Annotated in this window: 26 protein-coding genes, 1 tRNA gene and 1 pseudogene; 20 read left to right on the top strand and 8 right to left on the bottom strand. The window is 31.8% G+C overall.

From position 1 onward, the window contains the following. Positions 1-227: 227 nt before the first annotated feature. Both OIF36_01230 and OIF36_01225 read left to right on the top strand, forming a co-directional pair. On the top strand, positions 228-800 hold the full coding sequence (locus OIF36_01230; protein ID MCV6599092.1) for a hypothetical protein: 573 nt from the start codon (positions 228-230) through the stop codon (positions 798-800). After that, positions 800-1,423, top strand: a complete 624-nt coding sequence (locus OIF36_01225) for a DUF2778 domain-containing protein (protein MCV6599091.1) — start codon at positions 800-802, stop codon at positions 1,421-1,423. Before OIF36_01230 ends, OIF36_01225 begins: the two co-directional genes overlap by 1 nt. 967 nt (positions 1,424-2,390) lie before the next feature. On the opposite strand, the gene OIF36_01220 is transcribed toward OIF36_01225, so the two are convergent. The 3 genes from OIF36_01220 to OIF36_01210 all read right to left on the bottom strand — a co-directional run bounded on the left by OIF36_01220 (position 2,391) and on the right by OIF36_01210 (position 5,863). Beyond that, a tRNA-Ser gene (locus OIF36_01220) sits at positions 2,391-2,481 on the bottom strand. Between the two features lie 236 nt (positions 2,482-2,717). After that, the gene (gene typA, locus OIF36_01215) at positions 2,718-4,535 is read right to left on the bottom strand and encodes a translational GTPase TypA (GenBank protein ID MCV6599090.1); all 1,818 of its coding nucleotides are present in this window, start codon (positions 4,533-4,535) and stop codon (positions 2,718-2,720) included. Positions 4,536-4,606: 71 nt separating this feature from the next. Further along, positions 4,607-5,863: a DEAD/DEAH box helicase gene (locus OIF36_01210; GenBank protein ID MCV6599089.1), complete on the bottom strand. Its 1,257-nt coding sequence runs from the start codon at positions 5,861-5,863 to the stop codon at positions 4,607-4,609. A 371-nt stretch (positions 5,864-6,234) separates the two neighbouring features. Here OIF36_01210 and OIF36_01205 point away from each other — a divergent pair, with 371 nt between their 5' ends. Both OIF36_01205 and OIF36_01200 read left to right on the top strand, forming a co-directional pair. After that, positions 6,235-7,116, top strand: coding sequence for a LysR substrate-binding domain-containing protein (locus tag OIF36_01205; GenBank protein MCV6599088.1), 882 nt, complete (start codon positions 6,235-6,237; stop codon positions 7,114-7,116). Positions 7,117-7,214: 98 nt separating this feature from the next. Beyond that, positions 7,215-7,817, top strand: coding sequence for a peroxiredoxin (locus tag OIF36_01200; protein MCV6599087.1), 603 nt, complete (start codon positions 7,215-7,217; stop codon positions 7,815-7,817). A 61-nt stretch (positions 7,818-7,878) separates the two neighbouring features. On the opposite strand, the gene OIF36_01195 is transcribed toward OIF36_01200, so the two are convergent. After that, positions 7,879-8,319 carry a tRNA (cytidine(34)-2'-O)-methyltransferase gene (locus OIF36_01195; protein MCV6599086.1) on the bottom strand — a complete coding sequence of 147 codons (441 nt, stop codon included), beginning with the start codon at positions 8,317-8,319 and terminating at the stop codon, positions 7,879-7,881. A gap of 179 nt (positions 8,320-8,498) precedes the next feature. Between OIF36_01195 and OIF36_01190 the strand changes: the two genes are divergently transcribed. The 6 genes from OIF36_01190 (at position 8,499) to OIF36_01165 (ending at position 12,679) form a co-directional block, all read left to right on the top strand. Continuing rightward, on the top strand, positions 8,499-8,969 hold the full coding sequence (locus tag OIF36_01190; protein ID MCV6599085.1) for an Lrp/AsnC family transcriptional regulator: 471 nt from the start codon (positions 8,499-8,501) through the stop codon (positions 8,967-8,969). Positions 8,970-9,106: 137 nt separating this feature from the next. Further along, positions 9,107-9,337 (top strand): acyl carrier protein, encoded by a 231-nt coding sequence (locus OIF36_01185; protein ID MCV6599084.1) that lies wholly within the window; start codon positions 9,107-9,109, stop codon positions 9,335-9,337. Positions 9,338-9,493: 156 nt separating this feature from the next. Next, positions 9,494-10,762 carry a beta-ketoacyl-ACP synthase II gene (gene fabF / locus OIF36_01180; GenBank protein ID MCV6599083.1) on the top strand — a complete coding sequence of 423 codons (1,269 nt, stop codon included), beginning with the start codon at positions 9,494-9,496 and terminating at the stop codon, positions 10,760-10,762. Between the two features lie 150 nt (positions 10,763-10,912). After that, complete coding sequence (gene mltG, locus OIF36_01175) at positions 10,913-11,893, top strand: endolytic transglycosylase MltG (GenBank protein MCV6599082.1); 981 nt, start codon at positions 10,913-10,915, stop codon at positions 11,891-11,893. Between the two features lie 63 nt (positions 11,894-11,956). Further along, positions 11,957-12,322, top strand: a complete 366-nt coding sequence (locus tag OIF36_01170) for a hypothetical protein (GenBank protein ID MCV6599081.1) — start codon at positions 11,957-11,959, stop codon at positions 12,320-12,322. Between the two features lie 6 nt (positions 12,323-12,328). Further along, on the top strand, positions 12,329-12,679 hold the full coding sequence (locus OIF36_01165; protein MCV6599080.1) for a hypothetical protein: 351 nt from the start codon (positions 12,329-12,331) through the stop codon (positions 12,677-12,679). Here OIF36_01165 and OIF36_01160 read toward each other — a convergent pair. Both OIF36_01160 and OIF36_01155 read right to left on the bottom strand, forming a co-directional pair. Then, a complete protein-coding gene (locus OIF36_01160) occupies positions 12,676-13,560 on the bottom strand; it encodes a hypothetical protein (protein ID MCV6599079.1) in 885 nt (294 codons plus the stop codon). The genes OIF36_01165 and OIF36_01160 overlap by 4 nt on opposite strands. Before the next feature lie 3 nt (positions 13,561-13,563). Then, positions 13,564-14,787, bottom strand: coding sequence for a DNA recombination protein RmuC (locus OIF36_01155; GenBank protein MCV6599078.1), 1,224 nt, complete (start codon positions 14,785-14,787; stop codon positions 13,564-13,566). An 87-nt stretch (positions 14,788-14,874) separates the two neighbouring features. On the opposite strand from OIF36_01155, the gene OIF36_01150 reads away from it, so the two are divergent. Together OIF36_01150 and OIF36_01145 are read left to right on the top strand one after the other, a co-directional pair. Beyond that, complete coding sequence (locus OIF36_01150; protein ID MCV6599077.1) at positions 14,875-17,136, top strand: DNA translocase FtsK 4TM domain-containing protein; 2,262 nt, start codon at positions 14,875-14,877, stop codon at positions 17,134-17,136. A gap of 78 nt (positions 17,137-17,214) precedes the next feature. Then, positions 17,215-18,732 carry a YifB family Mg chelatase-like AAA ATPase gene (locus OIF36_01145; GenBank protein ID MCV6599076.1) on the top strand — a complete coding sequence of 506 codons (1,518 nt, stop codon included), beginning with the start codon at positions 17,215-17,217 and terminating at the stop codon, positions 18,730-18,732. Here OIF36_01145 and OIF36_01140 read toward each other — a convergent pair. Continuing rightward, entirely contained in the window at positions 18,729-19,073 is a 345-nt protein-coding gene (locus tag OIF36_01140) for a hypothetical protein (GenBank protein MCV6599075.1), read from the bottom strand. The genes OIF36_01145 and OIF36_01140 overlap by 4 nt on opposite strands. 202 nt (positions 19,074-19,275) lie before the next feature. Here OIF36_01140 and rpsM point away from each other — a divergent pair, with 202 nt between their 5' ends. The 8 genes and pseudogenes from rpsM (at position 19,276) to OIF36_01100 (ending at position 25,713) form a co-directional block, all read left to right on the top strand. Next, on the top strand, positions 19,276-19,647 hold the full coding sequence (gene rpsM, locus OIF36_01135; protein MCV6599074.1) for a 30S ribosomal protein S13: 372 nt from the start codon (positions 19,276-19,278) through the stop codon (positions 19,645-19,647). 181 nt (positions 19,648-19,828) lie between these two features. Continuing rightward, the gene (gene rpsK, locus OIF36_01130; GenBank protein ID MCV6599073.1) at positions 19,829-20,221 is read left to right on the top strand and encodes a 30S ribosomal protein S11; all 393 of its coding nucleotides are present in this window, start codon (positions 19,829-19,831) and stop codon (positions 20,219-20,221) included. Positions 20,222-20,260: 39 nt separating this feature from the next. Next, entirely contained in the window at positions 20,261-21,277 is a 1,017-nt protein-coding gene (locus tag OIF36_01125; protein MCV6599072.1) for a DNA-directed RNA polymerase subunit alpha, read from the top strand. Between the two features lie 140 nt (positions 21,278-21,417). Next, positions 21,418-21,801, top strand: a pseudogene (gene rplQ / locus OIF36_01120) (50S ribosomal protein L17). 299 nt (positions 21,802-22,100) lie between these two features. Next, the gene (locus tag OIF36_01115; protein MCV6599071.1) at positions 22,101-22,742 is read left to right on the top strand and encodes a histidine phosphatase family protein; all 642 of its coding nucleotides are present in this window, start codon (positions 22,101-22,103) and stop codon (positions 22,740-22,742) included. A 180-nt stretch (positions 22,743-22,922) separates the two neighbouring features. Beyond that, a complete protein-coding gene (metG, locus tag OIF36_01110) occupies positions 22,923-24,602 on the top strand; it encodes a methionine--tRNA ligase (protein ID MCV6599070.1) in 1,680 nt (559 codons plus the stop codon). A 6-nt stretch (positions 24,603-24,608) separates the two neighbouring features. Beyond that, a complete protein-coding gene (locus OIF36_01105; GenBank protein MCV6599069.1) occupies positions 24,609-25,385 on the top strand; it encodes a BPL-N domain-containing protein in 777 nt (258 codons plus the stop codon). Continuing rightward, positions 25,357-25,713, top strand: a complete 357-nt coding sequence (locus OIF36_01100) for an ASCH domain-containing protein (protein ID MCV6599068.1) — start codon at positions 25,357-25,359, stop codon at positions 25,711-25,713. Before OIF36_01105 ends, OIF36_01100 begins: the two co-directional genes overlap by 29 nt. On the opposite strand, the gene OIF36_01095 is transcribed toward OIF36_01100, so the two are convergent. Then, positions 25,700-26,308 (bottom strand): hypothetical protein, encoded by a 609-nt coding sequence (locus OIF36_01095; GenBank protein ID MCV6599067.1) that lies wholly within the window; start codon positions 26,306-26,308, stop codon positions 25,700-25,702. The genes OIF36_01100 and OIF36_01095 overlap by 14 nt on opposite strands. Between the last annotated feature and the right edge of the window lie 63 nt (positions 26,309-26,371).

The raw sequence follows: 26,371 nt of genomic DNA, 5'->3' as shown, positions 1-26,371 counted from the left end.
TTCCATATATCCTCCTGGTTTAGTTGTTTTAGCGACTCGAGTCGCGGCACAACACAACAAAGCCATAACTTTCAGAGAAAGTCCAGCAAAAAAGACAATAAAGCGAATAAAACAAATAAATTATTTTTTACTTGACAAGTTAGGAATAATGTCCTATAGAAGGTAATTAGAAAAAGAAATACCTATGCTCTGTCGCAAGACAGGGCTTTTTTATTGGAGCAAATATAATGATAAATTTTAATTATGAAAATATTAAAAAGGCTTATAAACAACACCTTTTTGAGCAAGAGATTAAATCCTTTTTAAAAAGAGAATATGGTATTGAAGAAAGGCCTATAAAGAAAGTCGCTAAAAAACCAGAACTAAAAAAGCAAGTAATTGAAGAAGAACCTCCTGTGGTAGCAATAAAAGAGAATAAAGTAATAAAACCCTCTTCAACTAAAGAGAAAATATCTGAATTAAATGAATTTCTGCAGACTCATTCAAAGAGAGTAGGAAAAGAACAAGCTTTAAAAGATTTGCAAAGAGGATTAAATATTCTCACAGGATATAAAAAAGAACATCAAATAACAGAAATCATAGCTCTAAAAGAGGATGGAATTTTAGGTAATAAAACTAAATCTTTTTTAGAAAAAATTTGCTCTTTTTATCCTTTGTTAGAAATTAAAAGAGCTATTAAGGATGGAGCTTTTAACAATGTTTATGCTGAATACTGCTGGGGGAAAAAGAAAATTAATTTAGATAAAAAATTAACAGAAGTAAATAATAATTTACCAATCTCAAGAAAAGGAGAAAAATAATGCAACAATATGAAATTTATGATTGGGTTTATCAAAACGAAGGAGACAATATTTGTGATAAATGCAAAGAACATCAAGGAAAAAGGTTTGATAAAATGCAAGATGCTCCTAAACTACCTATACATCCAAATTGTAGATGCCATTTAAAGAAAATATATCAAAGAGAAGGAAAACCTTATTTATTATTTAATGGCAAAATTTTAAAACTCATTTGGGCGGAAGAGGTTATTAAATCTTGGAATGGTGTTTCTGGTAAACCAGGATATCAACATCCTGAAGATACTGATAAAAAAAATAAAGGTCCAATTCCTGAAGGAGAATATAAAGTAAGACCTGATATTCAGTATACTGATAATAGAAGTGATTGGGATAAATTTAAAGGTATATTTTATGGTGGAACTTTTCCGGGAGGGGAAAAGTCATGGGGAGATGGAAGAGTATGGCTTGATCCCAAAAAGGGAACTGATACAAAAGGAAGAAGTGGGTTTTCTATCCATGGAGGTACATATCCTGGTTCTATAGGATGCATAGATCTAACATCTGAAATAAAAAGTTTTTTAGAAGAATTTAGATCAATATCAGAAATAGGAACTATTGATTTAATAGTTCAATATAAAAAATAATTGCATTATATAAGCCTATATGTTAAACAATTATTATTATGAATAAATTTAGAAAAATTGCAAATAATATACCAAGCATAATTTTTATACTAGGGCTTTTCGGTTTTATAACAATTAGTATAATATCCATAAAAAATTACATGATTTCTATATTTAACGAAGATTATTATAACAAATATGTATGTATAAAAGGGGATTGCCCTAATGTTTATTTTTCTTTACTTATGATATTTTTGATTGTTTTTTTGTATTCCTTTATATTTTGGAAAACAAAAAATAATGTTTTAGATATTAAGAATAAACTAAAAAGTCGCTTCATATGTATTGGTTATTATTTTTGCATGGCTATAATATACTTTATGTATTACAATTTTATATTGTCTTTTAGCATATATATTAATTACAAACTTTCGTTATGAATAGAATTTTAAATTATAAAAGGTCGTAATAATACAACCATGAAAAAACAAATATATATATTAATAATATTTTGTGTTCTAATTCTTGGTTCTTATTTGTATGGTGAGCTATCACAATTCCAGCATTCGGATTTGTTTTTTCTCGCAAACTTTCAATACGGCTTTTGAAAAAAGCTATAATATCAGCATTTGGATCGACAGAGCTTTTTCCTGACAATCCTTGTTCGTAGATATTTCTCCATGGATCTATGACAATGATGTCTATATCTTGATTTGAGAAATGTTTATTAACTTCCTTCGCTATTTTATCTATTCCTAATTCATCGAATATAAATTGAAAAATATTATGTAAAGAGAGGGATTACTTTTATCAGAAACTAAGGTTTCTTCAAAAGTTGCAATCACTAACATTTCATGCGGGCTCTGCCCTATGAAATGAAGTTCAATTGTCGAACCATTCGTAAATCAAAGATTTACTCATAAAGTTTCTAATCCTAACTTCACTCCTATAAACAAAAAAGCCGTGCTATGCACGACTTTTTTATTTATGGCGGAGAGAGAGGGATTCGAACCCTCGATAGGGGGTTGCCCTATACACCCTTAGCAGGGGCGCGCTTTCAGCCACTCAGCCACCTCTCCTTATATAACCAATTGTGAAGCTAGATTTAAAAAACTATTTAACTCTAACTTAAAAGCTCCACGATTTCCCTCGGTACTTCGCCTTTTAGGCTCGTATTCGGGCAAAAGACTAAGTCTTCTTGCAGTCGCTTTGCTTCTTGAGAAGACTAAGCGTATTTTCAGCCACTCAGCCACCTCTCCTTATTTATTCCAGTAAGCTACTCCATTTTTATAAAAAATGCAAGCTTTTTTATAATCTATTTGTTTTTAGCTCTTAAAGCTTTTTTCCTGTCAATAGCACTTAAATGTTTTTTTCTAAGTCTCATACTCTCAGGAGTAACTTCAACTAATTCATCATCATGAATGTATGAAATTGCCTCTTCTAAGCTCATTGTAATCGGGGTTGTAAGCTTAACAGCCTCATCTTTACCAGAAGCACGGATGTTTGTAAGTTGCTTACCTTTAATAGGGTTTACTTCCAAATCATTGCTTTGAGAATGTTCTCCAATAATCATGCCATCATAAACTTTTACACCAGCATCAATGAACATTACACCTCTTGCTTCTAAGTTGAATAAAGCAAATGGAGCTGCGACTCCGTTTCCCATAGAGATTAGAACTCCTGATCTATATTTCTCAATTTCTCCTTTAAACGGTTCGTAGTTATGGAATAATCTATTCATAACACCAGTTCCTCTTGTATCTGTTCTAAACTCAGATAAATAACCGATTAGACCTCTTGATGGAGTATAGAATGTTATTCTTGTTTTTCCATCGCCAGAAGGTCTTAAGTCTGACATAATACCTTTTCTTTTATTCATTTTCTCAATAACTATACCAGAGAACTCATCTTCAACATCGATAATAACTTCTTCAATTGGCTCTAGTTTTTGACCGTCTTCATATTTATAAACAACATGAGGTCTTGAGATAGAAAGTTCGAATCCTTCTCTTCTAAGAGTTTCTATTAGCACTCCTAATTGTAGTTCTCCACGACCAGATACAATAAAGCTATTTTTATCTTCAGTTTCTTCAACTTTTAGAGCTACATTGCTTTCAGCTTCTTTAAATAATCTTGCTGCAATTACTCTTGAAGTAAGTTTATCTCCTTCTTGACCTGCGAACGGAGAATCGTTAACAGAGAATGTCATTGAAAGTGTAGGAGGATCGATTGGGTGTGCTTCAAAAGCCTTTTCTACTGATAAATCACAAATTGTATCTGCTACAGTTGCTTTTGATAATCCAGCTATAGAAATAATGTCTCCAGCGATAGCTTCACTTACAGATGTTCTTTCTACTCCACGGAAAGCCATAATTTTTGTAACCTTGCCTTGTTCTATTGTCTTACCATCAAGAGAGATAGCTTTAATAGGAGAGCCAACTTTTATGTTTCCGTTATAAACTTTACCTGTTAGAACTCTGCCAACATAAGGATCTGATTCTATAAGAGTCGTTAGCATAGCAAATGGTTTTTCAGGAGCACAAGTTGGTGCAGGAACATGATCTATTATTAAGTCAAATAACGGGGACAAATCTTTAGGAGTATCATTTTCATAATCTTCCACAGCCCAACCATCTCTTCCAACTGCAAACAGTGTTGGGAAGTCTAGTTGTTCGTCATTCGCTCCAATTTTGTCAAATAAATCGAAAACTTCATCATGAACTTCGTGAGGTCTTGCATCTCCTCTATCAACTTTGTTTACAACTACCATCGGCTTTAGCCCTAAGCCTAAAGCTTTTGTTAAAACAAATTTAGTTTGAGGTAGGCATCCTTCTGCAGAATCAACTAGCAATACAACTCCGTCAACCATACTTAGTATTCTTTCTACTTCTCCTCCAAAGTCAGCATGACCAGGAGTGTCAACAATGTTGATTCTATAGTTTTTCCACTCAATTGAAGTGCATTTAGCAGAAATTGTTATTCCTCTTTCTTTTTCTAAATCGTTAGAGTCCATAACTCTGTCAGCCATTTCTTTATGAGCTTCAAAAGCTCCACTTTGTTTCAGCATATTGTCAACAAGAGTGGTTTTGCCATGATCAACATGGGCAATGATTGCTATATTTCTAAATTCCATGATATTTCCTTTTTATTATTTGCAATAAATGTATATTAAAGTTGACAATTTGTCAATGTTTATTGAACTTACTAGCTCTTTCTTTTCCCCTTATTCTTTGAGGTCTTGTTTTTATGATTTTTCATATGACCGTCTCTTTTAGATGTTTTCTTATCTTTTCCAGGATTGCCTTTTTTGTTTTTCTTATAAAGAGAGTTATTCTTCTTTTTCTTTTTTCTTTTTTTCTTGGTGTCTTTTGGAGAAGCTTCTTCTCCTTGTAAGAATCTTTGTATTGCACACCATTTATGCTCATCTTTTCTAGAAATTATAGAAATAGACTCACCTTCTTTTCCTGCTCTAGCAGTTCTCCCTATGCGATGTATATAATCTTCAGGACTGTCAGGTAGATCGTAATTAATAACATGATCGATATGAGGTATGTCTAATCCTCTAGAGGCAACATCTGTAGCAATTAATATTTTAAACTTAGCATCTCTAAATCTTTTTACTACTCTTTCTCTTTTATTTTGTCTTAAGCCTCCATGAAGATAGTCGGCTTTATAATTAGTGTTTTTGTGTAGCTTAGTATGTAACTTTTCTGTATTTCTTTGTGTTCTTGCAAAGATAATTACAGATCCTGAAGCTCTTTTTAACTCTTTAATTAATTCTTCAAATCTTTCTTCAGTGTTTATAATTTTTTCTTTTATTTTATCAACTATAGTATTTGCTTCTCCAGAAGAAATTCTAGCAGGGTCTTTTAAATACTTTTCTGAAACTTTTATGATTCCTTTTGGTAGAGTTGCAGAGAACATAATTGTTTGCTTCTCTTTTGGCATATGAGTAATTATTTCATCTATTTGAACTCCAAAGCCCATGTCTAGCATTCTATCAGTTTCGTCTAAAATTAAATAGTGAGCATTGTCTAATTTTAGGGATTTTCTTTTTGATAAGTGATCATTGATTCTCCCAGGTGTACCAATTATAAGTTTAGGATTATGTTTTAATTGAGCAACCTGTTTAGGCATGCTATCACCACCTATAAGTAAAGCTGTATGTTTGTTTGTGCCCATCATTTCATTCGCTACAGACCAAACTTGTTTCGCTAGCTCTCTTGTTGGAGCTATGATTAAGGCTCTATGCCCCTTGTTATTATTTAGTAGGGTTAAAATGGGTATTAAAAATGCAGCTGTTTTCCCAGTACCTGTTTGGGATGATGCTAGAATATCTTTACCAGCTAATACTGCAGGAATAGTTTGTGCTTGTATATCTGTAGCGGTAATGTAATTCATTTTAGCTAGCCTTGTTTTAAGTTGTTTTGATATATCAAATGTATCAAATTTTTTTGTCATGTTTTTTATGTCTTTCTATTTTGCCTCTTTCTATAAAAGAGGTGTTTGTTTTGATGTGTATTTATTTTGCCTAAATATAGTGATCAAAACTATATTGCAATAATAGTTTAAGCACTTTTACAATGTAATCTGTTTGGATTGAGATTGATAAGAAAAATATTTACTCTTTTTTGAGTATATTAAATTTCTTTCATCATTCGTATTGGAGAGGAATAATAATTTCAAAATGATTTACCCGTTTAGAGAAGCTAATATATGTGGAAAGGCTATAAAAGTCAAGTTTTTGTTTCTCTTATTATTAAAAGCTAAATAGTCTTGACATGTTAATTAAAACTTAATAGAATAAATCTATTGAGAAAAGAGGGGTAAGTATGAACTTAAGAGATTTAAAATATTTAATTGCTGTTGCAAAACATAAGCATTTCGGTAAAGCTGCAGAGGCCTGTTTTGTTAGTCAGCCAACATTAAGTTATCAGATAAAAAAATTAGAAGAATATTTAGGAGTTAAAATATTCGATAGAGATAAAACAAATGTTTTTGTTACTCCTGTTGGTAGAGAAATTCTAGAAAAGGCAGAGAAGATTGTTTTCGAATCAGAGCAAATAATTAATGTAGCAAAATTATCTCAAAATCCTTTTGGTTCAGAGCTAACTGTGGGTGTTATTCCAACAATTGCCCCATATCTTTTGCCTAAGGTAACTGGTGAGTTAAGGGTAAAATATCCTGATTTAAAAATGCTCATAAAAGAGGATACTACGAATAATCTTTTGAAAGATTTAGAAGAGAATCGTATAGATGTAATGGTGCAGGCTTTGCCAATTGAAATAGGGGGTTTTAAATATAAAGAATTTCATAGAGATGAGTTCTTGGTTGCAGTTCCTGATAGTCATGAATGGGCAAAAAGAAAATCTATAAAAAAAGAAGAATTGAATGGAGAAAATGTTCTTCTCTTAGAAAAAGAGCATTGCTTAACAGGGCATATAATGGAGCAATTATGTCAAATTAAAGCTGTGAACAATAAATATGATTTTAGAGCCACTAGTTTAGAAACTTTGAGACATATGGTTTTGGGTGGTGTTGCTATAACTATAATGCCTAAGATTGCTATTAATAATAATTTTAAGGGGATATCTTATATACCTTTTTCTAATCCTAAACCTTATAGAACACTGGCTCTTGTTTGGAAAGAGAGCTCTGCTAGAGATTCTCTTATAGAAGATTTAGCTTCAGATCTTGAAGATATGTTGTCATAGATTATTTCTATCAGACTTATACAAAAAATCAATTTTACAATTTTTTTTTAAAGAGTTATAAATATTTACGAGATAAAAATAATTCAAGGAGAAAAAATATGTCAGTTTTAGTTGGTAAAAAAGCCCCTGATTTTACAGCGGCAGCAGTATTAGGAAATAATTCAATTGATGAAAAATTCAATTTAACAGAATATTTGGATGGGAGCATGGGTGTATTATTCTTTTACCCCTTAGATTTTACATTTGTGTGCCCATCTGAAATTATAGCATTCAATAAAAGACTAAAAGAATTCGAATCGAGAGGTGTAAAGGTTATAGCTGCTTCAGTTGACTCTCATTTTTCACATTTAGCTTGGAAAAAGACTCCAGTTAATAAAGGTGGAATTGGAGATATACAATACCCTATAGTTGCAGATATTACGAAAAGTATTTCAAGAGATTATGATGTTTTGTGTGACGAATCGGTTGCATTTAGAGGAACTTTTTTGATTGACCAAGAAGGAGTGGTAAGACATCAAGTAATTAACGACCTACCTTTGGGGAGAAATGTAGATGAAGCTCTTAGAATGGTTGATGCTTTAATCTTCCATCAAAAACACGGAGAAGTATGTCCAGCGGGATGGAATAAAGGTGAAGATGGTATGAAAGCTGATGCAGAAGGTGTATCAAAATACCTATCTGATCATGAGCAAGACTTATAGCCAAAAGAGAGAGGAGAGGAAAAAACAGCACTCTTTGCCCAGAGTGCTGTTTTTATTTTTATTATTTAGTTTGTCTTAGCCCCTCGGATAATACTATAGCTGCACTAATTGCAACATTTATACTGCGAGCCTCTTTAACCATATCAATTCTAACTCTCTTATCAACAACATTATGAACGGTTTCAGGAACTCCTGCTGATTCTCTGCCTAAAATTAGAATATCATTATTATTATATTCTAAATCAAGATAGTTTTCAGAGCTTTTAGTTGTTAATAAAATTAGACGGCTCTCAGAGTTCTTTTCTAAAAATTCTTCCCAGCTTTTATAGCGATTTACTTTTAGTAATCCTCCATAGTCCATTAAAGATCTTTTGAATCTTTTATCTTCTAAACTAAAAGAGCAAGGCTCGATAATATCTAGTTCAACACCTAAGCAAGCACATAATCTCATTAATGTCCCAGTGTTTTGAGGAATATCTGGTTGGTATAAAGCTAATTTCATATTTTTCTCCTTCTTATAGTGTTTTTTTTTATTATCATCTTTTTATTTTAATAGCAATTTTTTTCAGAAAAACATTGATTTTTTCGAAAAAACATTGTAATTATATTTCAAACAACGGTGTCGTTGTTCAAGTTAATAAAAATAATAATAAAAATAAAAATTAAGGAAAATTTCATCAAATGAAAACTTTAGAAAAATTAGACAAGATTGATAGACAAATCTTGAAGCTTATGCAAGAAAACGGTAGAATAACTAATATAGATCTAGCAAATAAAGTTGGTATCTCAGCTCCTCCATGTCTTAGAAGAGTTAAAGCTTTAGAAGATGCTGGTCTTATAACTTCTTATCATGCAGAAGTTGATGCAAAGCAATTAGGTTATGGTGTGAATATATTCGCTTTCGTTGAAATGAATAATCACACAGAAGAAGCTCTGGCTACTTTCGAAAAAACAATGAAAGAGTGGGATGTTGTTCTTGAATACTTCATGTTAGCAGGTGATGCTGACTACATATTGAGAATCGTTGCTAAAGATTGGGAAGACTATCAAAAGTTCTTAACTAAAGAGCTATTAGTTCAGCCAAATGTTGGGCATGTTAAATCTGTATTGTCAATCAGAGGATATAAAAACCACACAGGGATTCCTGTATAGGTTATCTAATAAAAACAAAGGGTTAGTTTTGGGTGTTTTAAAAAAACTTGACAATCAAAATTAAGTATGTTAATTATTTTCTCAGTTTTTTAGAAAATTTCTAAGAAACAAGAAACAACAAAAAAAAGGAAAAAAAAATGAGCGATATAGCAAATAAAGTTAAAGACATCGTTGTAGAACAACTAGGTGTTGAAGCAGATAAAGTAGTAGAAAGTGCAAACTTCATCGATGATCTAGGTGCAGATTCACTAGATACTGTTGAATTAGTAATGGCATTTGAAGAAGAATTTGATGTTGAAATTCCAGATGATGCTGCTGAAGGTATTAAAACAGTTGCTGATGCTGTTAAATTCATCGAAGCTGCTTAATTCTATAAAAGCTTAAATAAAAAAGCCAGAAGTTAATATCTTCTGGCTTTTTTGTTTTTACTTGACTTTTAGGCGTTTCTTACTATAATACATAGGAAATTGTAAAACAAAAGACATGAATTAGCATGGCTAGAAATATGTTGGAAAGGTAAAATAATGAAAAGAGTTGTAATCACTGGATTAGGAACAGTTTCTGCATTAGGTGTTGGTACTGATTATGTGTGGAATAGATTGGTTAAAGGTGAATCTGGTATTAAAAACATGAATGAAAAGTTTGATGCTTCAGATTTAACTTCTCAAGTAGCGGGTATTGTGCCTCGTGGAGAGGGAGAAGGAGAATTTAACTTAGAAGATTATATCCCTAGAAAAGATACTAAAAAAATGGATGATTTCATCATCTATGGAATAGCAGCGGCTAGAGAAGCTGTTAAGGATTCAGGTTGGGTTGCTGAAACAGATGAGCAAAAAGAGAGAACTGGTGTAATGGTTGGTTCAGGTATTGGTGGTTTAGAGAGAATCCATGATACTGCGATTGCAATGAATGCAAAAGGTCCAAGAAGAGTTTCTCCTTTCTTTATTCCTGCTTGTTTAATCAACCTTGTTTCAGGACATATCTCAATAGAACATGGTTTTAAAGGGCCAAATCATTCAGCTGTTACAGCTTGTGCTACAGGAACTCATGCTATTGCTGATGCTGCAAGAGTTATTGCTTGTGGAGAAGCTGATGTAATTGTTGCTGGTGGTGCTGAGTCTTCAGTATGTAAGTTAGCAGTTGCTGGTTTTGCTTCTGCAAAAGCTTTATCAACTTCTTATAACGATACTCCAGAAACAGCATCAAGACCATTTGATAAATCAAGAGATGGTTTTGTTATTGCTGAAGGTGCTGGTGTGGTTGTTCTTGAAGAACTAGAACATGCTTTAGCTCGTGGGGCTAAAATTTATGGAGAAGTTGCTGGATGGGGATACTCAGGAGATGCTTATCATATGACTTCACCTGCTCCAGGAGGAGAAGGCGGATACCGTGCTATGAAAGCAGCGGTTGCAAAAGCTGAAATTAATCCTGCAGATATTGATTATATCAATACTCATGGAACATCAACTCCAACGGGTGATGGTTTAGAAATAACAGCTATTAAAAAATTATTAGGAGATAATGCTGGTAAAGTTTCAATCTCTTCTACAAAATCTATGCTAGGTCACTCTTTAGGTGCTACAGGTGCAATGGAAGCTATTTTCTGTCTAAAAGCTATGGAAAACAGCATTGTTCCTCCAACAATTAACCTAAAAGATCCTGATGATTTTGCTGAAGGTTTAGATTTGACTCCAAATGTAGCAAAAGAAAGAAATATTGATATTGCTCTTTCAAATTCATTTGGATTTGGTGGAACTAATGCGACATTAATCTTTAAAAAATATCAAGGTTAGATTTTAATTAATTTATACATGATTGCAAAAACCCCGGCTTATTAGTCGGGGTTTTTACTTCTGTGCTTATTCTTTATAAAACTTATAACTAATAAATATCTTAATAAATTTATTTGACAATGGGTGGGTTTAGCTATACATATAAAATGTATGAAAAAGATTTTAACTATATTATTAATTTTTATTTTATTAGCAGTGACTGGAGCTTTTGCTGTAGTTAAGTATATTAACTTTCAGTATAAGAAACCAATTGCTTTATTAGAAGAGCAGATAATTACTATAAATAAAGGGGATCCCATATCTAAGATTTCGGATAATTTATTTGCTAGTGATTTTAATAAAATTATATTTTCTAAACTTGCAATTGTTAAAGGTAGAGATGGTGATATTAAAACAGGAGAGTTTTTAATACCTAAAGAGGCATCTATCAAAAATATACTAGATATTATTACTTCTAATAATACTATTAATTATAAAATAACTATAGTAGAGGGGTATCAAAAATATCAAATTCGTAATATTTTTACAGGTATTGATAATTTATCAGGAGAAATTCCTGAAATAAAAAAAGAAGGAGTGTTTCTACCTGATACCTATCTTTATAAAAGTGGAGATACAAAAGAATCTATATTAAATAGAGCAAAAGACTCTATGAATAAATATTTAGATGAAGTTTGGTTGAAAAGAGATAAAACAACTCCGCTAAAAAGTAAATATGAAGCTTTAGTTTTAGCTTCTATTATAGAGAAAGAAACTTCTCAGAAAGATGAGTATAAAGTCGTTGCCTCTGTTTTTATAAACAGGTTAAATAAGAGAATGAAATTGCAAGCGGACTCTACCTCTATTTATGGTATTACAAATGGAGAGAAAAAGTTTAATCGTAAATTATATAAAGGTGATTTAGCTAAAAAAAATGAGTTCAATACATATTATATCAAAGGATTACCTAAAAAACCAATTTGCAATCCAAGTCGTAAAGCAATTGATGCCGCAGTTAATCCTGCAAAAACTAAATATTTATATTTTGTGGCGGATGGCACAGGAGGGCATGTCTTCTCTAAAACCTCCAAAGAACATGAGAGAAATGTTGTAAGATGGCGAAAAATAAAGAAAAAAAGGTTGAATAAATAATCTTTGTATTTTGGTTAAATTTGTGTTAACATGTTCGTATAGAAATAATATGAGGAAGATATAATGAACTCAGATATAACATGTGATGTTGAAACATTGCTTAAGATGGCATCTAACTGTAACTATATAGATGCGGCTATTGAAGGGGTAAAGGCAGTTGATTTAGAGGAAAATCCTGAGGCTATAGTTGCTATGGTTGCTATGGTTGAAGTTGTTAAATACTCTAGTTCAAGTAATAGGCTTAATAATGTTATAAAACATAAAATTCTGGAAAGTGCTAAAAATGGTAATAAAGCTTCTAAAGAGGCTTTGTCAGAAATATTCTCTGATAATAATGGTAGAGTGGCTCATCCTACTATAGGCAAGTTTTATGATACCTTAAAAACAACTGAAGATAGAAGAGCTTTCCTTTCTTGTTTTATGGGGTAAAAAATTATGAATGATAAAAAGTTTATAAGAAGAGCTTGTAATACAATGGAATTTTATAATGTGATTGATGAAGTTAGAACAACGAACTTTAAGGATAATCCTCAAGCGGTGTCAACTTTTATAAAATCATTTGATAACAAATATATTCATTATCAAATAACACAAGTTATACTTGAGAGGCTTAGTATTGAGGGTTATGAAGGTAATAATGTGGATTGCAAAAAAGCAATTAGCTCATATTTTAGAACAAAGTCAGGTGCTGTTAATAGGGATAAAGTCAAAGACTATTACTTATTATTAAAAGATCCTAATAAGGTTAGGCAGAGAAGAGCTTTTTTACAATGTGTGATGAGCTAAAAAGTTAACACAATAAATATTATTGCAAATATTGCTAATATAATACCTTTTTTAGGAGGTATTTTACTTTTTATTTTAAGTTTCTTTTCCAATAAAACAATCCATATTATTTGAGTGTTTACAATTAGATTAACATAGGAAGGATTTGAAATTGCTTTAAAAGCACTATTCATTAAAATTTTGCTTAAAAGAACGATTAAAGTAAAAGTTATGCCTGATTTCATAATTTTTTTATCAAAAACATTAAGTAATAAATCTTCCTTTACATGACCTTTTAAGTGTCGAATGTGCATAAGGTAATTAATTGTCCCAATTAATAGTGCTTGTATGCAGGTGTAATAGCTTATTGCTTGTAAGTATGTAACATATTTTAATGCAAAGAAAGTTAAGAAAGCTTGAAGAGTGTAAAAAATAAATATAGGGATGCTTTTTAAAACAGCTTTATGTGTTTTTTTGTTGTATCCTAAGGCAAATATTGTGAATATCATTCCTATTAAGCATAAAGCTGCTCCAGTGGCTTTGTAAGGAGTATTGCTTGTAAATTCCAAAAACTTTGAAGGAGTAATTATCCACCAAGCAATAGCAATAATGACTGGAGGGATTGTTAAAAGCTTAGATGTTATATCAGCACCATACTTATTTATAACTCTGGATGTTTTTCTGAAAGATGCTGATGCAATTATTCCGTTGCAAAGAGCTAATGCATAAAACATTAAAGATGTTGGATGAGGTATGAATATTAAAAAAGGCATGATTATAATAGCTAGCCCTAGCCCCCTATAAATTGCGAGAACATCTGGACCTGCTTTGAATTGCTGAGTCAGCATTGCACTTACTGTTTGAACAAATGATAATAAAATTGATAAGAATATTCCTAACATTTTTTATTCTTTCCCTTCGTTTATTGTTAATGATTTTGCTTGAGTATCAATGCTTTCTATAATATTGATGTTTTTATCGATGTTTCCTATTCCTAGACCTTTAAATCTTCTTGCTGCTGGAAACACTTTTCTTTCTAAAGAGCCAACAGCTTTATTGTAATTATCTACGGCAGAGTTTAGGCCTTTCCCTATTTTTGTCATGTGGTTTGAATACACAGAGAGTCTTTCAAATAAATCCTCACCTAGTTTAGATATCTCTCTAGCATTATTAGCTAGAGCTTCTTGTCTCCAGCCATAAGCCACAGCTTTTAAAAGAGCAATTAGTGTGGTAGGAGTTGCAAGAACAACATTCATTGAAGTGCCTGTTTCGATAAGACTAGGATCTTGTTGTAGAGCCATAGAGAAAAAGTTTTCATCTGGTAAGAACATCACTACAAACTCTGGAGTGTTATCTAGTTTTGACCAGTAAGATTTTTTACCCAAATCTTTCATGTGCTCTCTAACAACTTTAGCATGATTATGAAGAAGAGCTTCTTTTTTGTTTTCTTCATCGCAATTCATCGCATCCATATAAGACTCAAGAGGAGTTTTTGCATCAATAACAATAACTTTATCTCCTGGTAAATTTACTATTACATCAGGGAATTGACGACCTTCTTCAGAATTTATAAAAGTTTGCTCTTTGAAGTCAACATAGTCAACCATGCCAGCTAGTTCTACAACTCTTTTTAATTGCATCTCTCCCCATTGCCCTTTTGCTTTAGGTGCTTTTAGAGCATTTAATAGAAAGTTTGTTTCTTGATGTAAGTGTTTTATATTTTGAGATAATGCTTCATATGCTCCGTGTCTTTCTTTTTCAATATCTCTAATTTGTTTATCAAACTTTACTAGAGATTCATGAACAGGGTTTAATAAATTTTCTATGCTTTTTTGTCTTTTTTCTAAATCAACAGAGGCATCTTTATTAAAGCTAGAAAGAGTTTCTTTAGCTAGGTCTAAAAAGGCTTTGTTGTTAGAGTGCAAAACATCTTGACTCATTGCCTTAAAAGAGTTGGACATTTCCTCTTTATTCTCTTTTAAAGACTTTAGGTTTTCTTCTGCTTGTTTTTTCTCCAGTTTTAGCTTTATATTATTTTCTTTTAGCTTAGATAGTTGTGATTGTTTTGTTACATATATTATAAAAGCTCCTAAAATAGCCCCTAATATTATTGATAAAAATATATGCATAATACCTCTCCTTTAAATATTTTTTCAAAGGCTAACACAAAAATAAAAATATTGCTATTTTTTTTTCTTTGTTTATAATACATAAGCATGAAAAAGAAAAATAAAGAAAATTTATATAATTTATTAACAAAAATAACTGCTTATGTGGGGTGGTTGTTTTCTCTTTGCTTGATAGTATCGTTTTTAACATATAGTGCAAAAGATCCATCAATAAACTCTGTAGGAGCTGATAAGGTAAATAATCTTTTAGGAGTGTTTGGCTCTTATATCTCAGATTTTTTTATAGTATCTATAGGCCTTTCAGCATTCTTAATTCCAGTGTTTTTATCTGCTCTTGCTTATAAGTTTTATAAACATAAAAGAGTATCATTTCTAAAAACAAAATTTATTTGTTTTATGCTATCTGCTATTTTCTTATCAGTATCAATCGCTAAAATACCTGCTTTTTATAACTATGATTTAGTGGGAGGTTTTTTAGGTGCTAGTGCTTTAAGTGAAATATCTGATGCAATGAATGGATTCCCTCAAATGATAATATCTTATATTGCAGGAGTTCTATCATTCATTTTTGTATTAGTAGCTGTCGGCTTCACTCCATCAGAATACTATGCTTTCTTTAAAATGGTTTATAAGCATATTATCTTACTGGGGGATGCAATCCTTGCTATGCTTAAACCTTTTTTGCTAGCTATGGCAAAAGTTATTTTTAAAAAGAAGAAGCCAGTTGCTCCAACTAAGAAGAAATCAAAACCTAGAGTTGCTAAAGCTGCTCCAAAAGTTAAAAAGGGTAAAAAAGAAGATGCTGAGAAAAAGCCATCTCTTAACTTTGAAATGTCTTTAAAAGATATGGATATTATTCCTCCTATATCTTTGTTGGATATGCCTAAGAATGCAAATAAACATCTAGATGTTCCTGTGGAGTCATTGCAAAATAATGCTTCTGTTCTTATGCAAATATTAAATGACTATGGTGTTAAAGGTGAAATAGTTGATATTAAGCCTGGTCCTGTTGTTACTCTTTATGAATTGGAACCAGCGGCGGGAATAAAAGCATCGAGAGTTATTGCTTTGGCAGATGATGTCGCTCTAAAAATGAGTGCAATATCTGTGAGAGTTGCATTAATACCTGGTAGAAATGTTATAGGTATTGAAATACCAAATGACAATAGAGAAACCGTTTACTTAAAAGAGCTGGTTTCTTCTCATAAATATGAAACTGCAAAAATGAAACTACCTTTAATCTTGGGTAAAGACATTAGTGGTTCTTTAATTCTAGGGGATTTGGCAAAAATGCCTCACTTGCTTGTTGCGGGTACAACTGGTTCTGGTAAATCAGTGGCTGTAAATACAATGATATTATCTTTGATATATAAAATGCCTCCTGAAAAATGCCGTTTAATAATGGTTGATCCAAAAATGTTAGAATTATCTGTTTATGATGATATTCCTCATTTGTTAACTCCTGTTGTTACGGATTCTAAAAAAGCGGTGGTTGCTTTGAAATGGGCCGTTCATGAAATGGAAGATAGATATAGAGCTATGTCTAAACTTGGAGTAAGAAATCTAGAGGGCTATAATAAGAGAATAAAAGAGGCCATAGATAGAGGTGAGGTTATCACAAATGAAATTCAGACAGGATTTGATAGTGAAACAGGTAAGCCTGTATTTGAAAGACAGCCAATTGAGCTTAAAGAGTTGCCTTATATAGTAATTATAGTTGATGAATTTGCGGACTTAATGATGGTTGCAGGTAAAGAGATAGATGCTTGTATCCAAAGATTGGCACAAATGGCAAGGGCTGCTGGAATTCATATGATTATGGCTACTCAAAGACCTTCTGTTGATGTTGTAACAGGAACAATTAAAGCAAACTTCCCATCAAGAATATCTTTTGCGGTGTCTTCTAAAATTGATAGTAGAACAATTCTAGGAGAAGGTGGTGCAGAGCAATTGTTAGGTATGGGTGATATGCTATATATGGAATCTGGACGAAAAGCAAAAAGAGTCCATGGCCCTTTTGTTGGAGATAAAGAAGTAGAAAGAGTTGTTAAATTTCTAAAAGATAAAAGTGATCCTAATTATATTGACTCTGTTACAAAAGATGATGAGAACGAAGATATTAGCTATTTTGGTGCTGGAGCAATAGGTGGTAATACTTCTGCGGTTGATGCTCTTTATGATAGAGCTGTGCAAATAGTTATAGAAGATCAAAAGGCTTCAATTAGTTATGTTCAAAGAAAACTAAGTATTGGTTATAATAGAGCTGCTAAAATTGTTGAAGAGATGGAAGCTCAAGGAGTTATATCCCCAGCTAACAGAACTGGAAGAAGAGAAGTTTTAGCTAAGTAATTTTATAAAAGCCTTGCAAAGTATTTGGCTCTGTGTTAATTGTTAACACATTGTTAATTAAAGTCCTTTGAGGTAAATATGGTAGCAAGAGTTCAGACAGTAGCTTTTCATGGAATAGAAATAAAAGATATAGATGTGCAGGTGCAAATAACATCTGGTTTACCTGCTTTTTCAATTGTAGGTTTGCCAGATAAGGCTGTTGCAGAAAGTAGAGAAAGGGTTAGGTCAGCTCTTCATTCTTTAGGTATATCATTGCCTGCAAATAGAATTATTATTAATTTGGCTCCTGCAAATGTTGTAAAAGAAGGTTCTCATTTTGACTTGCCAATAGCATTGGGATTGCTTTCTGTTTTAGGAGTTATTCCTAATGATGCTTTAGATGAATATGTGGTTGTTGGAGAGCTGGCATTAGATGCTGGAGTGTCTTCAGTTAATGGTGTTCTGCCATCAGCTATACATGCTATGAGTAAAGATAAAGGGATAATTTGTCCTAAGAATTGTGGAAGTGAAGCGATGTGGGCGGGAGATAGTATAGATGTTTTAGCTCCAGCTAATTTGTTAGAGTTAATAAATCATTTTAAAGGAACTCAGAGTTTAGAAACTCCAGATAAGATTGAAGAGGTGGAGGAAGCTTTTGCTTTTGATATGTCAGATGTAAAAGGACAAGAAATAGCTAAAAGAGCTTTAGAAATAGTTGCTGCAGGTGGGCATAATATGCTTATGGTTGGCCCTCCCGGTTCGGGTAAATCAATGCTTGCTTCAAGGTTGCCAAGTATATTGCCTCCATTAACAGCAAGAGAGTCATTAGAAACATCAATGATACACTCAATTGCTGGGATGCTTGAAGGTGGTAAAATATTAAGAACAAGACCTTATAGAGATCCTCATCATTCAGCATCTTTGCCATCTCTAATAGGAGGCGGGGCAAAAGCAAAACCAGGAGAGGTGTCAATTGCTCATAATGGAGTTCTGTTTTTAGATGAATTACCAGAGTTCTCTAGGCAGTCTTTAGAAACTTTAAGACAACCATTAGAAACAAAAAAAGCTGTTATATCAAGAGCAAACTCTCACATCACTTATCCAGCAGATTTCCAATTGATTTGTGCTATGAATCCTTGTAAGTGTGGTTATTTTGGAGATAAAGAGCATGAGTGCTCAAGAGCTCCTAAGTGTGCAATTGAATATCAAAATAGAATATCTGGACCTTTGTACGATAGAATAGATGTTCATGTTGAGGTTTCTGCTGTTAAAATATTTGAATTAGCTAAAATGGAGTCTGGAGAGGATTCTGCGACTATAAGAAAAAGAGTTCTAAGAGCTAGAAAAATCCAAGAAGAAAGATATAAGGCTATGGGGCTTGAAATTAGAACTAATAGTTTATTATCAGGTAAGGCTCTTGAAGAGGTTTGTAATGCAGATTCTGATGCAACTGAGTTATTAAATCATACAGCAGAGAAAATGGGCTTGTCCGCTAGAGCTTATTATAGAATTTTAAAAGTTGCTAGAACTATTGCAGATATGGAGGCAAAAGAAGTGATATCTAAACTTCATATAGCTGAAGCTCTTAGTTATAGAAGAAAAAAGATTGTTCATTAATTGTGTGTTGGTCTAGGAGCCCTGACTTTTGAATTATTTACTCTAGAGATTTTTTGAGGTGCATAGTTAACGGCTCTAGCTACATAGATTCCACTTTTTACTTTGTTGTGCCAATCTCTAATTACTTGCTTGTACTCTCTAGTTAGTTCTCGGTCTATCTTTCCCGGAAAGATTTCAGCCTTATCTTCTTTTCTTTGAATTATAATTCTTGTATCATCTAAAAAATGTTTCATTGCTTTTTTATCTTCTTTAGATGCATTCTTATAGGTGTTTTTAAATAATCGTCTCATTTTATCAGAAACGAACTTTATTTTTTTTAAATTTAAATCTGTTCTAAACATAACAGCCTCCTTTTAGATGATGTTAATGTTAACAACTTTTTTTAAAAAATGCAAATTTGAGCCCGCCTGAAAATAATCTTGACTTTAAATAGCTTTTATTGTATAAGTAGGAGTTCATAAATTTTTTTTATGAGTAGAGTGAAAAAAGCTACTTTTTTAAGAGCTTTTTTTAGTGTTAAATTATTAAAAACAAGGAAAAAATATGGCTCGTATATTTGGGGTTAATATTCCGGACAACAAAAGAGCAGTTATATCTTTGACATACCTTCACGGTATTGGTAGAACAACTGCACAAAAAATCTTAGAGAAAGTAAAAATTAATCTTTCTACAAGAGTTAAAGATTTGACGGAAGATGAACTAAACAAAATCAGAAAAGAAATCGATTCGCAAGAAATCTTAATCGAAGGTGATCTTAGAAGAGAAGTTGCAACAAACATTAAAAGACTTCAAGACATGAAATCTTATCGTGGGATGAGACACAGAAAAAGATTACCAGTTAGAGGTCAAAGAACTAGCACAAATGCTAGAACTCGTAAAGGTAAAGCAATCGCTATCGCTGGTAAGAAAAAATAATTATTCTTTTTTGTTGGGGCATGTTGGATTAATTTTTCGTTAAAGTACTAATTCGTATTACACACTCAAAATTAAAACTACGATTTCCTCACTAGAAAAAGAATAAGATTAAATATAAAATATTAATAACAGAATTTAATTTTAAATTCTAAACAAAATAAAAAAGAAAGGGACGGTAGATATGGCTGGTAAATCAACAGGTCGTGTACGTCGAAGAGAGAAAAAGAATATTACCTCTGGAATTGTACACATAAACTCTACTTTTAATAACACAATGGTTACAATTACGGATGAACAAGGTAATGCAATATCTTGGGCTTCATCTGGTGCTCAAGGATTTAAAGGCTCTAAAAAAGCAACTCCTTATGCTTCTCAGTTAACAGCAGAAGATGCTGGTAAGAAAGCTATGGAACATGGTTTAAAAACTTTAGCTGTTAAGCTTAAAGGTCCAGGTTCAGGAAGAGAAGCTGCTGTAAGAGCTCTACAAGGTTTAGGTCTTGTTATTACTTCAATTGAAGATGTTACACCAATTCCTCATAATGGTTGTAGACCTCCAAAAAGAAGAAGAGTGTAATTTATTAAGATAAAAATCCATTTGAAAGGGGTATTTTAAATGATACAAAAAAACTGGAAAGAGTTAATCAAACCTGAAAAAGTTAAAGTTATTGAAAGAAACGAAAGCAGAACAAAAAATGTTGTTGAAATCGAGCCTTTGGAAAGAGGTTACGGTTTAACTTTGGGTAATGCTTTAAGAAGAGTTCTTTTATCTTCTTTACAAGGTGCTGCTATCACTGCAATCAAAATTGACGGTATAGTTCACGAATTCTCAACTGCAGCTGGAGTTAGAGAAGATGTTACGGATATGGTTTTGAACATCAAAGGTATCAATGTAAAAGTTGAAAGCTTAGGTCAAAAAACTATGACTTTAAATGCTCAAGGTCCTTGTGAAGTTACTGCTGGAATGATTAGCGCAAATGGAGATGTTGAAATCTTAAACCCTAACCATGTGATTTGTCACTTGGATAAAGGTTCTGAATTAAACATGGAATTCTTTGTAAATACTGGAAAAGGATATGTTCCTGCTTCAGCTCAAAGCAAAGATGATCTTCCTTTAGGTGTTCTACCAATTGATGCTTTATATTCACCAATTAAAAAAGTGTCTTATAAAGTTGAAAATGCTAGGGTTGGTCAAATTACAGACTATGATAAACTTGTTATGGATGTTGAGACAGATGGTTCTTTAGAAGCTCCTGATGCTATCGCATTAGCTGCTAGAATTTTACAAGATCAGTTAGCTGTTCTTGTTAATTTTGAAGATCCTGAAGAAGAAACAGTTGAAGCTGTTGAAGAATCTCTACCATTTAGCAAACATTTATTAAGAAGAGTTTCTGAACTAGAACTTTCAGTTAGATCAGTAAATTGTCTACAAAATGATAACATCATTTATATTGGTGATTTAGTAATGAAAACAGAAGGTGATATGTTAAGAACTCCAAACTTTGGTAGAAAATCTCTAAACGAGATCAAAGAAGTTCTTGGTGAAATGGGATTACATCTAGGTATGGATGTTGAATCTTGGCCACCAGAAAATATTGATGAATTAATCAGTAAACTTGATTTAAACGATTAAGTTTATTTTAAGAAACAAATCGAAGGGCATACTGCCCTTCGTGTTTTTCTGAAAAATCCGTTAATTCGGGCAGAGAAACTAATTTAATCCTTATATAGGAAAACCTAATATAAGGGCACAAAGCATAAAGGAGAAAAAATATGCGACATGGAATGAAAGGTAGAAAATTAAACAGAACTTCTTCTCATAGAAAAGCTCTATTCAAAAATCTATCAAATGCTTTATTAAAGCACGAACAAATTAAAACAACTCTTCCAAAAGCAAAAGATCTAAGATCTGTTGTTGAAAAAATTATCACTTTATCAAAAAATGATACTGTTGCTAATAGAAGAAGAGCTATGTCTAAACTTCAAGACAAAGAAATGGTTGCAAAACTTTTCACTGTTTTGGGTCCAAGATATAAAGATAGAAACGGTGGATACACTAGAGTTCTAAAAGCTGGTTTCAGATATGGTGATATGGCTCCAATGGCTATCATTGAGCTTGTTGACAGAGATGTAACTGCAAAAGGTAAAGACTCTGGTCAAGTTGTTGAAGTTGCTGAAGAAGTAAAAGAAGCTCCTAAAAAAGAAGAAGCTAAAAAGCCTGCAGCTAAAAAGGCTCCAGCTAAAAAAACAGCTGAGAAAAAAGCTCCTGCTAAAAAAGCAACAGCAAAAAAATCTCCAGCTAAGAAAGCAACAAAAAAAGAAGAAAAATAATTCTTTAAAGTTTTGTATAAAAACAAGCCACAAAATGTATATTTTGTGGCTTGTTTGTTTTTTTGAATAAATTATGCTATACTCCTTTTACAACTGAGAGTTTTACAACTTGAAAGGAGGAGGGGATGAAAGACATTTTTTTGATTCGTCATGGAGAATCAGAATCTAATAAAGATATAAAAGTTCTTTTAAGAAAGAGAGATGAAAGTGTTAATCTTACTTTTAGAGGTATGATGCAGTGCACAGAAGCAGGAGCTTTTTTAAAAGAGTATTTATTAGCAAATAATCTGATAGAGAACAATTTTTTAAGTTATTACTCTCCTTATAAAAGAGCAACTCAATCTCATGATTTGATAATGCAAGAGTTGGAAGGTATAAAGTTATCAGAATCGCAGCTTGTTGAAGAAATAGTTGAACAACAGTTTGGTTTTGATTCTGTAAATACAGAGAATGGTTTACATAAGTTAAAAGAAGAGTATTATAATTCTATAGAAAAAGATGGGTATTTTTTCGCAAAAACCTCGAGAGGAGAATCTCCGGGGTGTGTAATTGATAGAGTTAAGCCTTTCATTGAAGAGAGTATATTAAATGCAGATGATACATCTATTATAATTGTTGCTCATGCGACATCTATAAGAGCTATTTCTCATTACTTATTAAATGCAAAAGTTGAAGATTTTGAACAAACTCCTGCAAATAGTGCAATTAAACATTTGAGAGTATCAAGAGGTTTATGTGAGGATAAAGGTTGGATTTATACCCCATAATAAACAGTATGTTTACACTAAAAACTTGAAATTTTTTCATATGTGTGATAACTTCTTTCCATTATGAAAAAAGAATTACTAAAACGAATGCCTTAGGGCTGTATAATATGTTTAATACTAATGCTCAAATTAGTAAAAATTAGTCAATTCGAATAAATAAAATCTCAAGGAAAAATAAAAATGAAAAAAGAAAAAATTTTAGTAACATCAGCATTGCCATATGTTAATGGATCTCAACACTTAGGTCACTTGGTTGGCTGTTGGTTACCATCTGATATATATGCAAGATTTAAAAGAGCTCAAGGAAATGAAGTTCTTTATGTTTGTGGAGCAGATGAATATGGAACTCCAACTGAAGTAGGTGCTGAAAAAGAAGGTATGGAAATCAAAGATTATTGTGATAAGTACTATGCCTTACAAACTAAATTTGTAGAAGCTTTTAATCTATCGTTAGATCATTATGGAAGAACTGCTACAGAAAAGCATACAGAACTAGTGCAAAAGATCTTTAAAGAACTGCATGAGGCAGGGTTTATGAAAGAGAAAGAAATTGAGCAAGTTTACTCAATTGATGATAAAAGATTTTTAGCAGATAGATATGTTGAGGGAACTTGTCCAAAATGTGGTTATGAAAAAGCTCGTGGTGATCAGTGTGATGGATGTTGTGAATTAATGAATGCCGCTGAATTAATTAACCCTTATTCTACAATATCAGGATCAACTAATATTGAAGTTAGAAAAACAAAACATATTTTCTTAGCATTAGAGGATATGCAACATTTCGTTGATAAATGGATAGGAACTAGAACTGGTTGGCATAAGACAGCTTTAGGAATTGCTAATAAATGGCTTAAAGAAGGTTTGCATGATAGATGTATTACTCGTGATTTAAAATGGGGGGTTCCAATTCCTCTAGATGGTTATGAAGGTAAGGTTTTCTATGTTTGGTTTGATGCTCCATGGGGGTATGTGTCTATATCTCAAGAATGGGCTGAAAAAACAGGAGGAAGCTGGGAAAAATTCTGGTTAGAAGATGATACTAAATATGTTCAATTTATGGGTAAAGATAATGTGCCATTCCACTCTGTTTTCTTCCCAGCTGAAGAACTAGCAGCTAAAGATAATTGGAAAACTGTTGATATATTAAAGGGATCAAATTTCTTAAACTTTGCAGGAGGTAAATTCTCAAAGTCTTATGGTAATGGATTCTCAGCATTAGATGCTGTGGAGGAATATCCTGCAGATTATTGGAGATATTGGACTATTGCAAATTATCCAGAAAATGATGATTCAGAGTTCTCATTTGATAAGTTTGCTGAACAAATCAATAAAGATTTAAATGATGTTTTAGGAAATTTTGTTCTTAGAGTTATGAAGTTCTGTCGCTCAAAGTTTGGTGAAGTTGTTCCTGAAGGTAATGGTGCTACAGAAGTTGAAGAAAAATTATTCGCAACATTAGAAACAAAAGTTAAAGAATATAATGAGCATTTAGAAAATGTTGAATTTAGAAAAGCTATGTCATCTTTAAGAGAAATTTGGTCAGAAGGAAATGAATATATAGCTTCTGCTGCTCCTTGGACAGAGTTTAAAACAAATCCAGAAAGAGCTGGAGAAATAATTAAAACATCTTTAAACTTGATTAGATTATTTGCTAATTTAGCAGCTCCAATTATGCCAATAATATCTAAACAAATCTTATCATTTGTTTCTACAGAAGAGAACAATGTATGGTGTGATGATAGTGTTTCTGAATACTTATCTACTCTTAAATCAGGTGATGAAATTAGAGTTCCTGATTCCCTGTTTGAAAAAATAACAGATGAAAGAGTTGAAGAGTTGAAAGAAAAATACTCTGCTTAGATTGTTATGCAACAGGGACTGGTTTATATATATGATGATGCGGGTTGTAAAGGTGTTTACGAACTAGAGTCATGTATAAAAAGAAATATCCCTAACTGCAAGATAGTTAAAGTAAATGCAGAAGAAATAAAAGGAGGAATCTTGAAGAAGAATCCTCCTTCTGCTTTTTTTATAGGTGGTGGTCAAGCAAGATGGTATATAAATAGGCTGGGTAAAGAAGGAAGAAAAGAGATTATAGATTATTCTAATAAAAAAGATTCTTTATCTTTTTTTATATGTGCTGGAGCTTATTATGCATCTTCTTTTACAGATTTTAAAAATAATAAAAAAAGATATAATGAAAGAATAATGCTTGGTAAAAAGAGGGGGCAGTTAGCTCTCTTTACAGGAATGTCTAAAGGCAGGTTTTCAGAAAATAAAGATATTGTTTCTATTAAAAAAATACAATCGGATGACGGAGTATTTAATACATTTTATTTCATGGGTCCTGATTTTGATAACTTGGCAGATAGTGATAAAGTGATTGCTACTTTTTCAGATGTAAAAAAGCCTGCAGTTATAAAATGTGGAGAAAATAAAAATATTGTTCTGTCATCTATTCATTTTGAATACCCTGATGAAGTTTTAAAAACTTTATCTTGGAGTTATAAAAATATTAATCAAGATAGCTTAGCTAAAATAATTATGAAGCCCTTGATAGATAAAATTAATTGTTCTACAATAGGATTAAATTGCAAAAAAGGAGGGAAAGATTATGATCTTTATTGCTTGCAAAAAACATAAAATAAAAGTTGCTCCAAAATATTATGACTTAGTAAAGTCAGGAAAAAAGAAAATGATTCTTCTTTTGGGAAATAGAAAAAGAAAACAAATAAAAATTGGTGATGATATAATTTTTATTGATACTAAAAAAAGAAAAATTAATAAAAAAGTAATAGATATAAAAATAGATAAATCTTTTAAAGATCTTTTGACAAAAATAGATGTAAAGAAAACTGGATTCAAAACTTCTAAAGAAGTTTTAGAAGTTTTAAATAAAGTTTTTACTCAAAGAAAACAAGAAAAGTATAATGTATTAGCTATAGAAATATCTGAGTCTAATCAGAAGTAAAAGATATTCCTGAAATAAAGTCGGTATTGTTTTTACTTATTTGTAAATCAGGTCTGTCCTCGGTAGCTTCTTTTTTACTTAAATGAAGTCTTCTTTCTATTGTTATGTTTTGGCATAAATCATTTATTTCTTTAAAAGAGGCTCTTTCTGTAGCGGCTTTTAAAGATCCGTCTTGATAATATTCTAGAGAACCTTGTTTTGGTGCAGATTTATTTGAATCAATATCTTTTTCTGAAGAATAGTGGTGTTTTTTCATTGTTAAGTCAGAATGGTGATCCCATTTTTGAACTTTATGACTGATAACTTCTCCGTTTAATTTTATTTCAATATCAGATTTTGTCATAAGATTGTTATAATCGTATTCAAAATTGCAGGTAGTCTCCTTCTTATCAAGATTGCTTTCCTCTAACTTATAAGAATATAGTTTCTCTCCGCTTAACATTAAAATGTTATGCTCAAAAATCATAGCTTTTTTGTCTTTTGACTTTCTTAATATTTTTTCGTCTATGTTGCCGTTAGGTAATTTTACAGACTTTTCGTATTGTTGGCTTTGTTTATTTAATATTAAACCGTATTCTTTTATAAAGTTTTTCATCTTATTTTTCTCCCCGTGTTAGATGATTCGTAAATAAGATATAATACTTATGGATGATTTTCA

The sequence above is a fragment of the Alphaproteobacteria bacterium genome (assembly GCA_025800285.1).
Taxonomy (GTDB): Bacteria; Pseudomonadota; Alphaproteobacteria; order JAOXRX01; family JAOXRX01; genus JAOXRX01.
This window is presented reverse-complemented; position numbering and strand designations above follow the sequence as displayed.